Origin of the sequence: Acidaminococcus nyctereutis (assembly GCF_052216985.1) — a bacterium.
Classification (GTDB): domain Bacteria; phylum Bacillota; class Negativicutes; order Acidaminococcales; family Acidaminococcaceae; genus Acidaminococcus; species Acidaminococcus fermentans_A.
This window is the reverse complement of sequence record NZ_JBQOUY010000009.1, coordinates 47,229-60,596: the sequence shown is the minus strand read 5'-3', so window position 1 is coordinate 60,596 and position 13,368 is coordinate 47,229. Positions and strand designations below refer to the sequence as shown.

General features: G+C 50.8%; 14 protein-coding genes. 13 read left to right on the top strand and 1 reads right to left on the bottom strand.

Features of this window, described 5'->3' with window-relative positions; genetic code table 11:
• Positions 1-3: 3 nt before the first annotated feature.
• The 9 genes from ACTUHY_RS06270 (at position 4) to ACTUHY_RS06230 (ending at position 9,467) form a co-directional block, all read left to right on the top strand.
• On the top strand, positions 4-1,425 hold the full coding sequence (locus tag ACTUHY_RS06270) for a YfcC family protein (RefSeq protein WP_442827033.1): 1,422 nt from the start codon (positions 4-6) through the stop codon (positions 1,423-1,425).
• Between the two features lie 63 nt (positions 1,426-1,488).
• Positions 1,489-2,679, top strand: a complete 1,191-nt coding sequence (locus ACTUHY_RS06265) for a M20 family metallopeptidase (RefSeq protein WP_442827032.1) — start codon at positions 1,489-1,491, stop codon at positions 2,677-2,679.
• Between the two features lie 364 nt (positions 2,680-3,043).
• Positions 3,044-5,170: an anaerobic ribonucleoside-triphosphate reductase gene (gene nrdD / locus ACTUHY_RS06260; RefSeq protein ID WP_442827031.1), complete on the top strand. Its 2,127-nt coding sequence runs from the start codon at positions 3,044-3,046 to the stop codon at positions 5,168-5,170.
• 12 nt (positions 5,171-5,182) lie between these two features.
• Positions 5,183-5,716: an anaerobic ribonucleoside-triphosphate reductase activating protein gene (gene nrdG / locus ACTUHY_RS06255; protein WP_442827030.1), complete on the top strand. Its 534-nt coding sequence runs from the start codon at positions 5,183-5,185 to the stop codon at positions 5,714-5,716.
• Between the two features lie 178 nt (positions 5,717-5,894).
• Complete coding sequence (locus ACTUHY_RS06250; protein WP_442827029.1) at positions 5,895-6,335, top strand: hypothetical protein; 441 nt, start codon at positions 5,895-5,897, stop codon at positions 6,333-6,335.
• A gap of 144 nt (positions 6,336-6,479) precedes the next feature.
• On the top strand, positions 6,480-7,688 hold the full coding sequence (locus ACTUHY_RS06245) for a M20 metallopeptidase family protein (RefSeq protein ID WP_442827028.1): 1,209 nt from the start codon (positions 6,480-6,482) through the stop codon (positions 7,686-7,688).
• Between the two features lie 12 nt (positions 7,689-7,700).
• Positions 7,701-8,294 (top strand): GDSL-type esterase/lipase family protein, encoded by a 594-nt coding sequence (locus ACTUHY_RS06240; protein WP_442827027.1) that lies wholly within the window; start codon positions 7,701-7,703, stop codon positions 8,292-8,294.
• The gene (locus ACTUHY_RS06235) at positions 8,291-8,677 is read left to right on the top strand and encodes an acyl-CoA thioesterase (protein WP_270420922.1); all 387 of its coding nucleotides are present in this window, start codon (positions 8,291-8,293) and stop codon (positions 8,675-8,677) included. The genes ACTUHY_RS06240 and ACTUHY_RS06235 overlap by 4 nt, the downstream gene beginning before the upstream one ends.
• Positions 8,678-8,714: 37 nt before the next feature.
• Positions 8,715-9,467 carry an EFR1 family ferrodoxin gene (locus tag ACTUHY_RS06230; RefSeq protein ID WP_442827026.1) on the top strand — a complete coding sequence of 251 codons (753 nt, stop codon included), beginning with the start codon at positions 8,715-8,717 and terminating at the stop codon, positions 9,465-9,467.
• On the opposite strand, the gene ACTUHY_RS06225 is transcribed toward ACTUHY_RS06230, so the two are convergent.
• A complete protein-coding gene (locus tag ACTUHY_RS06225) occupies positions 9,388-10,425 on the bottom strand; it encodes a LysR family transcriptional regulator (protein WP_442827025.1) in 1,038 nt (345 codons plus the stop codon). The genes ACTUHY_RS06230 and ACTUHY_RS06225 overlap by 80 nt on opposite strands.
• A 127-nt stretch (positions 10,426-10,552) precedes the next feature.
• Here ACTUHY_RS06225 and ACTUHY_RS06220 point away from each other — a divergent pair, with 127 nt between their 5' ends.
• From ACTUHY_RS06220 to ACTUHY_RS06205, 4 genes are read left to right on the top strand one after another with little or no spacing between them, the layout of a single operon-like run.
• On the top strand, positions 10,553-11,239 hold the full coding sequence (locus ACTUHY_RS06220) for an RraA family protein (protein ID WP_442827024.1): 687 nt from the start codon (positions 10,553-10,555) through the stop codon (positions 11,237-11,239).
• Positions 11,240-11,256: 17 nt separating this feature from the next.
• The gene (locus ACTUHY_RS06215) at positions 11,257-12,015 is read left to right on the top strand and encodes an HpcH/HpaI aldolase family protein (protein ID WP_442827023.1); all 759 of its coding nucleotides are present in this window, start codon (positions 11,257-11,259) and stop codon (positions 12,013-12,015) included.
• The gene (locus ACTUHY_RS06210) at positions 12,012-12,992 is read left to right on the top strand and encodes a TRAP transporter large permease subunit (protein WP_442827022.1); all 981 of its coding nucleotides are present in this window, start codon (positions 12,012-12,014) and stop codon (positions 12,990-12,992) included. The genes ACTUHY_RS06215 and ACTUHY_RS06210 overlap by 4 nt, the downstream gene beginning before the upstream one ends.
• A gap of 18 nt (positions 12,993-13,010) precedes the next feature.
• Entirely contained in the window at positions 13,011-13,367 is a 357-nt protein-coding gene (locus tag ACTUHY_RS06205; RefSeq protein ID WP_442827049.1) for a hypothetical protein, read from the top strand.
• Position 13,368 lies beyond the last annotated feature (1 nt).

Here is a 13,368-nt window from a genome sequence, read left to right as displayed (position 1 = left end):
CGCATGGAACAGAAGAAAACGGCGCTGCAGCCGGTCAAAAAGATGGAATTCCCCCATACCTTCATCATCATCTTCATCATGATCCTGGTGGGGGTGCTGCTGACCTGGGTGGTCCCTGCCGGGACCTATGATTTTGTCAAGAATGCGGCTGGGCGGAAAGTGGTCAATCCGTCCACCTTTCGCTATATCCAGAGTTCTGGGGTGAATCCGCTGCTGGTACCTCTCTATATCATCAAATCCTTTAGCAAGCGGATCGACCTGATGATGGTCATCTTCATGGCCGGGGCTGCCTTCCATGTGGTGACCAAAACCGGCGCTCTCCAGGCCATCCTGGCCAAAGGGGCCCGGAAGTTCTCTAACCGGTTGGAAATCTTCATCCCGGTGCTGACCCTGATTTTCGGACTGATCTGCACCACACAAGGGGTGAATACTTTCATCCCCTTTGCTCCGGTGATGGTGATGCTGGCCATGGCCATGGGGCTGGATTCCCTGACCGGGGAAGCCATCATGGTCCTGGGGGGAGCCATTGGCTTTTCCACTGGGACTTTCAATATGTTCACCACGGTAGTGGCCCAGAGCATTGCAGAATTGCCCACCTATTCCGGCCTGTGGTACCGAGCCATCTGCTTTGTGGTGTTCTATATTGTGACAAATATCTATCTGATCCGGTATGCCAAAAAGGTGCAGAAAGATCCGGAAAGCAGTCCCATGTATGACCTGGATCAGCTGATGAAAAACAATTCGACCGGGATGGATCTGGAAAAAGCCAGTCATCTGACCGGGCGGATGCTCATCCCCCTGGTTCTCCTGATCATTTCCTTTGCAGCCATCATCTACGGCGCCATTGCCCTGAAATGGGGCATGAGCCATATGGCAGCCATATTCCTGACCTATGCCGTGGTGGCGGATCTGGTGATCGGCACCAGCCCCAACGGGGTCTGCAAGGATATCCTGGAAGGCAGCAAGAAGATGTTGGGGGCTACCTTCATCATCGGTATGGCGACGGCCATCAGCAGTGTCATGAATGACGGGCACATCACCTATACCATCGTGCACAGCATGGCCGAGATCCTCAGCGGCCTGCCGCCAGTGGTGATCGCTCCGGGGATGGTCCTGGCCAACACCATCATCAACGTGTTCCTGACTTCCGGCAGCGGGCAGGCCGTGGCCGTCATGCCCATCCTGATCCCCCTGGCGGACGTATTGGGAGTGACCCGGCAGACCACTGTCCTGGCCTTTAACTTCGGGGATGGATTCTGCAACTATATCCTGCCCACGTCTACGGCCCTGATGGGGACCCTGAGCGTCACCAACATTCCCTATGACCGGTGGATGCGCTTCATGTGGAAATTGTTCGTCATCTGGCAGATTACTGGCTGTGTGATGGCTTTCATCGCCCAATTGATCCATCTGGGACCCATGTGACGGTGAGAGTGCAGAGTAAAGAGTAAAGAGTGAAGAGTATAGAGAATCAGAGGAGGATGGAATATGCTGGAACAGCAAATTGCCCAGGCCAATGCCTGTGTAGATGAACAAGCCCCTGAACTGACGAAGATGGCGGATACCATTTTCGACCATCCGGAAATCGGACCCCATGAAGTCTTTGCCAGCAGCCTGCTGACGGAGTACCTGGAAGCCCACGGCTTTACCGTGACCCGGGGGATAGGCGGACTGGAAACGGCTTTCAAAGCCGTTTGCAAAAACGGGGAGGGCGGACCCAATATGGGGCTCCTGTGCGAATATGATGCCCTGCCGGGCATGGGCCATGGCTGCGGCCATCAGATGCAGGGACCGGGGATCCTGGGAGCGGCCGTGGCCATCCAGAAAGCCGCTGGCACCCGGCCTTTTACCCTGACGGTTTACGGGACTCCCGGCGAAGAGAACATCAGCGGCAAATATATCATGATCCAGAACGGCTGCACCTTCGAAGAATTGGATGTGGCCCTGATGATGCACGGGGGACCGGCGACCCAGACGGACATCAAATGTCTGGCCAATGCGGAATACGATTTGATCTATCATGGCAAGGCCGCCCATGCCGCTCTGAAGCCGGAAGCCGGCCGGAGCAGCCTGGATGCCATGTGTCTGGCTTTCCATGGGATGGAGTGCCTGCGGGAACATGTGACCGATGATGTGCGGCTCCATTACAACATCACGGATGGAGGAGGGACGGCGGCCAATGTGGTGCCCAGCCTGACCAAGGCCCAGGTGATGGTCCGTGCCAATACAGTAAAAGCGGTGAAGGAACTGATGGTCCGGCTGGAAAAGATTTTCCAGGGCGCGGCCATGATGACGGAAACCACGGTGGAAGCCAAGGTGGGGAAGATCTTGGATAACAAGATCCCCAATCTCCAGCTGAACGATGTGCTGATGAAATATGCCCATAAGCTCCAAGCCCCTAACTGCCAGCCTCCCCGGCAGCGCACTGGATCTACGGATTTTGCCAATGTGATGCACCGGGTACCCGGTTCCTGTATCCGGGTAGCCTTCGTCCCGGACGGGACCAGCTCCCATTCTCCCGAATTCATTGCTGCTGGAAAAAGCGAAGAAGCCCATCGAGCGGTGGTATTCGGTGCCAAGATCCTGGCCGATACGGTGTTGGAACTAATTGATGACCCGGATGAATTGGCTGCCATCCAGAAAGAATTCCGGGACCGTCTGGCAGCGGAAGGAAAATGAAAGCAGGTTTGTTACCCTGACTCACTGTAAACTGAAAATCTGTAACAGATGGTGGAAAGGCTGATTCCGCCATCTGTTTTTTTCGCCAGCCAGAAAGTACAGGAACGGGCAAGGCTTTTTTTGGAAGGAAAACGTAACGGCCGTATTTCTTGAGAGAACACACTATCTATTGTATCTTTTGCGTCAATATAGGGAATATACACACTATATATAGGTTGCCGAAATCCTTTTTTTGGTGTATCATTACTATCAGCGAAGAGAGAGAACTGAAAAAATCATTTGTACAGTTACTTCTTTTGTCGTATAATATCAATAGTAATTCTTAGAAGATAATAAGTGTGGAATTCTAAGGGGAGGAACAGCCATGAAGGTTATCAAACGGGACGGCTCGACGGTCGCCTTCGATCGGAATAAAATCGTCACAGCCATATCTAAAGCCAACAAGGCCGTAGAAGAAAAGGAACGGCTGGCACAGGAAGACATCGAAGAGATTGCTTCCTTTGTGGAACATAAAAATAAAAAGAGACTGCTGGTGGAAGATATCCAGGACATGGTGGAGAAGCAGATCATGGTCCGGGGCCATTATGAACTGGCTAAGGCCTATATCATTTACCGGTACAACCGGGCCCTGGTCCGGAAGGCCAATACCACCGACGATTCCATCCTGAGCCTGATCAGCAACAAGAATAAGGACGTAATGGAAGAGAACTCCAATAAGAATGCTGTCATGGTTTCCACCCAGCGTGACCTGATCGCGGGGGAAGTCTCCCGTGACCTGACTCGCCGGGTAGTGCTGCCGGAAAAGATCTCCCGGGCCCATGACCAGGGTGTCATCCACTTCCATGATGCGGACTACTTCATCCAGCCCATGTTCAACTGCTGCCTGGTGAATCTGGGGGATATGCTGGATAACGGCACGGTGATGCATGGCAAGCTGATCGAAAGCCCCAAGAGCTTCCAGGTGGCCTGCACCGTCATGACCCAGATCATCGCTTCTGTGGCTTCTGCCCAGTACGGGGGCCAGTCCGTAGACGTGTCCCACCTGGGCAAATACCTGCGCCGGAGCCGGGAAAAATTCCGCAAGCGCCTGATTGAAACTACCCATGGCCAGATGCCGGAAGAAGAATTGGAAGCCATCCTGGACAGCCGGATGAAGGACGAACTGGCCAGCGGCGTCCAGACCATCCAGTATCAGATCAATACCTTGATGACCACCAATGGACAGTCTCCTTTCGTGACCCTGTTCCTGCATCTGGACCCCAAGGATGAATACATCGAAGAAAATGCCCAGATCATCGAAGAAATCCTCCGGCAGCGGCTGGAAGGCATCAAGAACGAAGTGGGCGTCTATGTGACCCCGGCCTTCCCCAAACTGGTCTATGTGCTGGATGAATTCAACTGCCTGAAGGGCGGCAAATACGACTACCTGACCAAGCTGGCGGTCCAGTGCTCCATCAAACGGATGTATCCGGACTACATTTCTGCCAAGAAGATGCGGGAAATCTATCAGGGGAACGTGTTCTCTCCTATGGGCTGCCGGTCCTTCCTGTCTCCCTGGAAGGATGAAAAGGGCAATTACAAGTTCGAAGGCCGGTTCAACCAGGGTGTGGTGTCCCTGAACCTGCCCCAGATCGGGATCATCGCCAAAGGGGATGAGGAAAAGTTCTGGAAGCTCCTGGATGAACGGCTGGATCTGTGTTATGATGCCTTAATGGTCCGTCATAATGCCCTGAAAGGCATCCGCAGCGATGTAAGCCCCATCCACTGGCAGAACGGCGCCATTGCCCGTCTGAAGAAAGGGGAAACCATCGACAAGCTGCTGGAAGGGGGGTATTCCACCCTGAGCCTGGGGTACATCGGCCTGTACGAATGCACCAAAGCCATGAAGGGCTGCAGCCACACCACTCCGGAGGGAGAAGAATTCGCCATGCGGGTGATGAAGCGGCTGCGCCAGGCCTGCGATGATTGGAAGGCCAAGACCGGCCTGGGCTTTGCCCTGTACGGGACTCCGGCAGAATCCCTCTGCTACCGGTTCGCTCGGATCGATAAGGAACGGTTCGGCACCATCAAGGATATCACCGACAAGGGGTATTACACCAACTCTTACCATGTGGATGTGCGGGAACCCATCGATGCCTTCAGCAAATTCAAGTTCGAAGCCCAGTTCCAGCCCATTTCCTCCGGCGGCTGCATTTCCTATGTGGAAATTCCCAACATGAAGAAGAATCCCACCGCCATCGAAGATGTGGTCCGGTTCATCTACGACAACATCCAGTACGCGGAATTCAACACCAAATCCGACTACTGCCAGGTATGCGGCTTTGACGGAGAAATCCAGATTAACGACAATCTGGAATGGGAATGCCCCCAGTGCCACAATAAGGATCAGTCCAAAATGAACGTGACCCGGCGGACCTGCGGCTATCTGGGAGAAAACTTCTGGAACGTGGGGAAGACCAAAGAAATCAAATCCCGCGTACTGCATCTGTAAGGGGGCTTTTCGTTGAATTATGCGACCATCAAAAAATGTGACGTGGCCAACGGCCCCGGCGTGCGGGTCTCCCTGTACGTCAGCGGCTGTACCCACCACTGCAAAGGCTGTTTCAATCAGGAAACCTGGGATTTCGCTTTCGGCCAGCCTTTTACCCAGGCCCAGCTGCAGGAGATCCTGGAGGACCTGGAACCAGAGTACATCCGGGGGTTCTCCCTGCTGGGCGGGGAACCTTTTGAACCGGCCAACCAGGAAGTGCTGGTGGGGGTGCTGCGGCACATCCGGGAGCGGTATCCGAAAAAGACCATCTGGTGCTACAGCGGCTACCTTTTCGACCACGATATGCTGGCCGGAAAGCTGGGAGATCCAGCCATTACCCGGGAAATGCTGGGGTATTTGGATGTGCTGGTGGACGGGGAATTTGTGGAAAGCAAAAAGAATCTGAACCTGCGTTTCAAAGGCAGCGAAAACCAGCGGATCATCAATGTGCCCAAGTCTTTGGAGACCGGCACCATCGTCCTGTGGGACGGAGAAGAATATGCGTGAGTGATAAAAATACTGCTTCGGGAGGTCCTGAGGCAGTATTTTTTTGTCACTGGACGGTGGAGGGAAACCGCGGAAGCGTTTTCCCTGGAAAGAATGCCTGTAATGGCCATATTGTCAGAATCATTGTATCGGGGTATACTGGGCAAAAGAAAGAGCGAGGGCAGAGGGGGTGGATCCTGTGGGAAAAAAGGCTGGCAGAGCAATCGGGAATATGGTCCTTGCTGCCTTTCTGCTCTGGCTGGTTGCAGCCGGGATCGGACGGCTGTTTTTTGCCGAGAGATTCCGTCAGGATTCAAAAATGATGGAACAGGCGGTAATGGCCGTGCCTGTCTGCAGCCAGTATGGGTCGGAACCTCCTTATCCGCTCCATACCAAAGGAATCCTTTCTCAAAAATTTGCGGTGACGCTGGTCATTGCTGGGTCCAAAGAAACAGCCCAGGAAAAAATCCAAAACAGCCTGTTGGAAAACGGCTGGGAAGTGGAGGAAATCGATCAGCGGAACGGAAAAATAAAGGGAAGCAAGGGGGAATATGTGCTGACGGCGGAAGCTACAACAAAACCTACCCGCTGGATTATCATTATAGGAAAAAATGACTTGGTAAGCAGGCTGAATTTATAAATCTGTCAGCAATTGCTCCAACCTTTTTTATTGTGGAATTACGCCCTTCCTTATCCCATTTTCAAATCTCTATAAAAATGGTAGAATGAAACCATTACTACAAAATCATTCTGATGGATTCCATCGGAGCGGGAGGGGATTTGAATGGACGTATTGAACCTGACGGAAGATGCTCTGGAAGCAAAATGTGTGGAATGGCGCCGGTGGTTCCATGAACACCCGGAAGTCAGCACGGAAGAAAAGAAGACTTCAGAGAAGATCTTCACGATCCTGAAAGATTTGGGACTGGATCCGGTACGAGGCACAGACCATTATGGTGTGGCTGCTACCCTCAAAGGCGGAAAACCGGGGCCTGTGGTGGCTCTCCGGGCCGACATCGATGCTCTTTCCGTGAAAGAAGCCACCGGGCTTCCCTACGCTTCGCAGAATCCTGGGGTCATGCACGCCTGCGGCCACGATATCCATATCACCACTCTGATGGAAACTATCCTGCGGCTGCTCCGTCGGAAGGACGAAATCCAGGGCAGTGTGCGGATCCTGTTCCAGCCTTCGGAAGAACTGTCTCCTACCGGCGGTGCCCGGTATATGATGAAAGATGGGTTCCTAAAAGATGTGAAGGCCATTTTCGGGCTCCATGTGTGGCCCAGCTTCGTCTGTGGGAAAATCGGCGTCAAGGCAGGTGCCATGATGGCCGGTTCCGACCGGATCAAAGTGGTGATCAAAGGGAAGACAGCCCATGCAGGCCATCCCCAGGAAGGTATCGATGCCATTATGGCGGCAGCTGATTTCCTCCAGCAAATCAGCCACATCGTCAGTCGCAGGGTCAGCCCTTTGGCTACGGCCACCATCAACATCGGTACCATCCAGGGCGGATCCCGGTACAATGTAGTACCCGATGAAGTGATCCTGGAAGGGACCATCCGGACTCTGGACGAAGAAAACCGGAAAAGGATCCCAGAATTCATCCAGGACATCTTGGATGGCCTGAAAAAATCTGCCGGTGTGGACTGCGAATTCAATTACTATTATGGATACCCTGTCCTGGACAACTGGCCCGTACCTGCACAGTTGGTGAAAGATACGGCCCGGAAAGTCCTGGGAGAGGCAGGGCTGGTTTCCCAGGTGGTCCCGGATCTGACTGCCGAAGATTTTGGCTTTTACCTGCAGGAAATCCCTGGGGCCTTCCTGTGGCTGGGCTGCGGCACAGAAGGGGAACCCATCCATGGACTCCATGATGCCCGGATGTGTCCCAATGAGAATGCCCTGGTGGTTGGTTCCAAACTCATGAGCCAGGTGGTGATCGATGCTCTGGCTGCCCTTGGGCAGGGAGTAGATTTCAGCAAGAAAGACTGAAGGAGATAAGTTATGAAAATGGCATTTATCGGTGACAGCTTGGTAAGCTGCACCAATGAGACATTGGCCAATACCTGGTATGATATTGCGTCAAAGAAAATGGGCTTTGAAGTGGTGAACAATGCTGCGGGGGGCAAACTGACCCTGGTGATGTGGGGCATGTTCAAAATGGATGTGGTGGATGAAAAGGCCGATGGAGTCTTCCTGTGCTGCGGCATGAACGACATCCTGCTGGATGAACCCATGAGCTCCATCGAAGAAAATATTTCCGGCACACTGGACAAGGCTCGGGATGCAGGGCTGCCCATTGTGATCCTGGGAATCCCACCTCTCACCCGGATCGAAAGCACGGAAAAGGGCTGGCAACTGCCCAGTGAATTTGAAAAGCACAATGCGGCCCTCCGGGAATACCGCCAGTGGCTCCGGGAGGAAGCGGAACGCCGGAACCTGCCGGTGCTGGACTATGAAAAAGTCCTCAGTGAAGCGGAAGAAAAGACTGGGCGGAGTATGTTCCAGGACGGCCTCCATCCCAACAAGGAAGGGTATCAGGCGGTGGCCGAAGCCTTTGAAGCTGTGCTGGGGCGTGCCCTTCAGGAGCAGGCATGAAATTGGAGCACAACCAGCCGGTGATCATGACCCGGTCGGTGATGCTTTCCATGGCCAATTCCGCAGGGCACCTTTTCGGCGGCACCCTCATGGGCTGGATGGACGAAGTGAGCGGGATCACCGCCCACCGGTTCGCATGGACCCGGGTGACTACGGCTGCTGTAAAAGGCATGAACTTTTACGTGCCTATTCCCTACGGCACGGTCCTTCAGCTGGAAGGCCGGGTGACGCGGGTGGGGAACACCTCCATGGAGGTGGAAGTGGTGGCCTGGCTGGAACCGGAACAGGAAGAGCAGGAGCCCGTCCGGGCGGCGGATGCACTGTTTGTGTACGTATCCCTGGACGAAAACCGGAAACCGAAAAAAATCCAGCGCTCTCTTTGAGACGCTGGATTTTCTGTATCAGGAAAGGAAGCAAACCATGATCTATTATTTTTCCACTACTGGCAATTCCCTGGCCCTGGCCCAGAAACTGGCCACCACCCTGGGGGACGGGGGCTGTTCTGTCACCCGGATAAAGGAAAAGAACCTGGAAGGACCGGCTGTTGGCCTGGTGTTCCCAGTGTACTACGGGGATGTGCCTTCCAATGTGCAGGAGTTTGTCCGCAGCCACGCTTTCCCAGAGGACGCTTATGTGTATGCCCTGGCCACCTGTGGTACTACCTGGGGCCGCAGTTTCCGGACCCTGCAGAACCTGCTGCTGGCGCAGGGCTGCAGGCTTTCCTGGAGCCGGGCGGTGCCGCTGATTGCCAACAGTACCATCTGCTCCCGGTCCCATATCGGATATGACCCGAAAAAACTGGAGAAGGAAGATCTGGTGGTCCAGGAAGTGGCGGAGGCCGTGGAAAAACGCCGGGAAGATCATTCCCAGGAACAGGATTCTCTGATGGCTGGGCTTTTTGATACCTGGCTGGGCCGGAAGCTGGGAGAATGGTATCTGGGGGTACAGGTGGCTCCAGACCGGTGCGTCCGCTGCGGAGAATGTGTAAGGCTGTGCCCGGTGGAAAACATCCAGCTAGGGGAAAAATCAGCGGTGATGGGAAACCATTGCCTCCACTGCCTGGCCTGCCTCCACGGCTGCCCTCATCAGGCCATCACCGTCCGGGGAAGGGTGGTGCTGAAAGAAGATCAGTACCGTCATCCTGGCGTAACGGTGAAGGAGCTGGAGCGGTAAAAAAGTCGATATGCTGCATCTCTTCGATGAAGATTTGCAGAGAATGGCGCCTTCGGGCGCCTTTTTTTGTTGTAATGACAACTTGACTGCTTTTCTCAGGGAACAGCAATAAATAAGGCCATAAATCCCATTGATTTTGGAAATGCTGTTGAGCTTTTTTTTCAGCATATTGCGCAAAAGAAAAACAGCACCCCAGAGAGGAGAGGCTCAGCTCCAATACAGTTTCTAAGTCGTGAAAAGAATAGAGAATATAGGGAGTCAATCCCAGTTCATGATAAATGCTTTCACTATTTTTTTGAATGGTAGAACGGACCATTTGGATCATGGGTACAGAAATCAGGAACTGACGGCGTTCTTCCATGGGAAGCTGGTGGAATGGCATTTTCAAATTGGCCGGATGACTGCTATGGGAAGGCATTAAAGAAGGGAGGTACTGAACCGCCAAAGGACGAGGGACTACAAGACTGAAAGGATCGGTATAAAGAAACCAATCATGCAACCCAGGATCTTTGGGACGTGCAGTAGCAATCATGGCATCCAGATTATCATCCTGGAGTTGTTTTAATAAAGAAGTATATCCGTCTACAGAAAAAGAAAGTTCAATCTGAGGATAATGGCAACGGAAAACCGGCAGAAAGACAGGCAGTAACAATCTGGCTCGTGTAGGTGTGATACCTATGGTCAGGTGCCCCCTGAGTTCATGAGAAATATCATCCAACTGATTTGTCAGCGTTGTTTCCATCTTTAGCACTTGACGAGCAAATTTTTCCATATAAAAACCAGCTTCTGTGAGATGCATACAGGGTTCTCGTTCAAATAAACGGGTACGGTATTCTTCCTCTAAACGGCGGATGACACCGCTAAGAGTTTGTTGAGAAATAAAAAGTTTCCTGGCAGCTTTTGTTATGTTCTTTTCTTCTACTACCATAAGAAAATAGCGCAGGTTCCGTAAATTCATGATAATCTCCTATCCAAAGTATTTTCCCTGTCGAAAATGACAAGTTATAACTGTTTTACGTTGTTATTATAAAATGATATGCTGAAGACAACAAGAGACAGAAAAATGAGAAAAAAGGAGAAGAAAAATGGAAAAAAAGTGGATTGGAAAAGTAGGATTTCGCTTTTGCCAAGATATCCATAGGCCGGATCAGTCTTTGCTCAAAGAACTCCGAAAATATAGTACCTGTAATTTGGCAGATGGTTCTCTTGGTGCTTACGTCTTGGACTCTGGAATAAAACCTTTTGGTGTACCACAGAAAATTGCAGGTCCAGTAATTACCGTGGAGGTAAATGCTGGTGATAATCTCATGCTTCATAAAGCTATGGCGCTAGCCCATCCAGGGGACATTCTGATGGTACAGATACGGGGAAGCCGAGAATTTTCTGTCTGTGGCGGATTGATGCTGCGAAGAATGAAAGCATTGGGCATCCAAGGAATCATTGTAGATGGATGTGTGCGTGATCTTGCTGAGTTAGAAAATGTGGGATTGCCAGTGTATGCACGTGGATTGGTGCCTGTTGGGGCAGGGAAAAGCGGGCCAGGACAAATCAACTTTCCCATTGCTTGCGGTGGCATTGCAGTGCTTCCCGGATATTTGGCGATAGCCGATATGAACGGAATCATTTGTTTTCCGCCAGAAGATGCAGAAGAAATCATTCAAGGTGCTGAGGCAAAAGTCAGGAGAGAAAGAAAAGCTTTGCAGCAGATAGAAAATGGATTTTTGCTTAAAGCTGAAATCAACAAAGTCCTCCATGCAAAAAAAATTTTATGAAAGAAAGGACGTAAATCATGGGTGTATTGGAACGGACGCGGGCCGGGTTGTGCAGCTTTGGTCTTAATCTATCGATTATGGACCCAGTGCTGTTGGAAATTGCTAAGGCCGCCGGGTATGATTTTGTTCGCCTGGATTGTGAACATATATTGTTTGAGAACAGAATCGTATCTGAAATGCTTCGGATCGGTCAACTGTTGGATTTGGATGTGCAGGTAAGAGTGCCGGATATAACAGGGGTTGCAGCATTATTGGATAATGGAGCACAGGGCATCATGGTACCTCACATTGAGAGCAGAGAGGAAGTATGGAATGCAGAAAAGGCAGTGAAATATCCACCGGAAGGGGAACGGGGACTTACTGGTGCTGCCCGTGTCCTGGGATATGGCCGTCAGAATGTGGCAGTTTATCAGAAAGAAGCCAATAAAAAAACAGCTTTGATTGTCCAGATCGAGAGCAGAAAAGGCATAGAAAATATTGAAGAAATCCTGCAACAGCCTGGGTTGGATATGGTGGCTACTGGGCGCAATGATCTTTCTCAATCATTGGGGATCCCTGGAAAAAAGAACGATCCATCTGTACTGGAGACGGAAAATTTCATCATCCGCAAGACTCTGGAATATGGAAAAATCCCTACCATCCTCTGTAAAAGTAAAAAACGGTTTCAAGAACTTTATGACAAAGGAGTACGGTGTTTCACTCTTGAGAGAGACGACCTTTTGTTGAAAAAAGCAGCAGAAAAACAGTTGGATATGATGAAGGAGAGCTTAAAATGACTATTGGAATCGGGATTTGGGCATTTTTGGCTTATATTGGATTTATTTTATTTTGGAACTTGATCATTAAACGAAAACTTGCAGAAGCGATGATGTTTGCCTGGCTAATCGTTTGCTTATTCCATGGATTTGCTGCTCCTGATGCCCTTTGGAAATCATTCCTGGCAGGCACACGCACCTCCTCCTGTCTGTCTCCCATTTTATTTGTTGGGATGGCTGCGCTGATGGAAGAAACGCAGATCATTGGAAGGCTGATAGATATCTTGAATTCTCTTTTGGGAAGATTGAAAGGCGGTCCTGCCTATATTTCCGTTTTAGCCAGTGCATTGATGGGATTGATTTCCGGTTCTACGGCAGCCAATGCAGCCACCGTAGGCAGCATCACCATTCCATGGATGATGGAAACCGGGTGGGGTAAGGATCAGGCAGCAATCATGAATTCTGGAAGTGCTGGATTGGGTGTTTCCTTGCCTCCCAGTACGTCTATGTTCCTGATGCTGGGATTTGCTGATGTAGCGGCTTACGTAACAACGGGGGAAGTCTATTTGACCGTTCTTACAACAGGCTGTTATGGAATATTGTACCGGCTGTTGGTTACGCATTTCTATATTCGAAAATATCATATTGAAGCGCTGGCAGAGGAGCAGGTTCCTTCGTTTCGAAAAACCATACAGGAAAAATGGAGTTCCTTGATTATTTTTGTAGGTGTGATGATTCCGTTGTTCTTGACTACCGGTCCTGTAGCTGTTTTTTTAAGAAAGAGTGCTTTTGGTGCGAGAGGCGTTAAAGCCATTGATATTATTATTTGGGTACCGGTATTGATCATCCTGGGGGTTTTATTTGAAGGCAGAAAGTATTTACCGAAAAGTAAACAGGGATGGATAAAATTTTGTGGAACTCTGTCCAAAAAATTTTTTAATGTTGCCCCAATTATTATGTTTGCAATGTGCGGATCTGAAGCCTTGAGTTCTATTTGATTTGGCAGAGATGTATCTATTTTCATGGGGGAATTGGGGTTATCACGGGTCCTGACGATAGTGTTGGTCGCAGTTCTCGTAGAATGTGTGGTAGGTCCGTTAAATGCATCAGCAGCAACTATGGCATTGGGGCCAGTATGTTTTTTGTGCTTGAAAAATGTAGGTGTACCTCCTGCGGTGGCAGTTGCTGTGTTTTTGATGCTGGTATCCAATCAAGGTGCCATTCCACCCAGTTCTTCTGCCATTTATATTTCATGCGGAATCTCTGGCAGTGATGTAACGGAAACTTTTTCCACGTTACTATTCCATTATGCCATTCCCATTGCTTGTATTGCAGTCTTGATTGCTTTAGGAATTTTACCAGTTTTGGCATAAG

Excerpts from the sequence above, each read along its gene's own strand:
- ACTUHY_RS06230 (WP_442827026.1), top strand. The coding sequence starts at position 8,715 with ATGATCTATTATTTTTCCACTACTGGCAATTCCCTGGCCCTGGCCCAG.
- ACTUHY_RS06225 (WP_442827025.1), bottom strand. The coding sequence starts at position 10,425 with ATGAATTTACGGAACCTGCGCTATTTTCTTATGGTAGTAGAAGAAAAG.
- ACTUHY_RS06210 (WP_442827022.1), top strand. The coding sequence starts at position 12,012 with ATGACTATTGGAATCGGGATTTGGGCATTTTTGGCTTATATTGGATTT.
- ACTUHY_RS06215 (WP_442827023.1), top strand. The coding sequence starts at position 11,257 with ATGGGTGTATTGGAACGGACGCGGGCCGGGTTGTGCAGCTTTGGTCTT.
- ACTUHY_RS06240 (WP_442827027.1), top strand. The coding sequence starts at position 7,701 with ATGAAAATGGCATTTATCGGTGACAGCTTGGTAAGCTGCACCAATGAG.
- ACTUHY_RS06235 (WP_270420922.1), top strand. The coding sequence starts at position 8,291 with ATGAAATTGGAGCACAACCAGCCGGTGATCATGACCCGGTCGGTGATG.
- ACTUHY_RS06265 (WP_442827032.1), top strand. The coding sequence starts at position 1,489 with ATGCTGGAACAGCAAATTGCCCAGGCCAATGCCTGTGTAGATGAACAA.
- ACTUHY_RS06220 (WP_442827024.1), top strand. The coding sequence starts at position 10,553 with ATGGAAAAAAAGTGGATTGGAAAAGTAGGATTTCGCTTTTGCCAAGAT.
- ACTUHY_RS06270 (WP_442827033.1), top strand. The coding sequence starts at position 4 with ATGGAACAGAAGAAAACGGCGCTGCAGCCGGTCAAAAAGATGGAATTC.
- ACTUHY_RS06245 (WP_442827028.1), top strand. The coding sequence starts at position 6,480 with ATGGACGTATTGAACCTGACGGAAGATGCTCTGGAAGCAAAATGTGTG.
- nrdD (WP_442827031.1), top strand. The coding sequence starts at position 3,044 with ATGAAGGTTATCAAACGGGACGGCTCGACGGTCGCCTTCGATCGGAAT.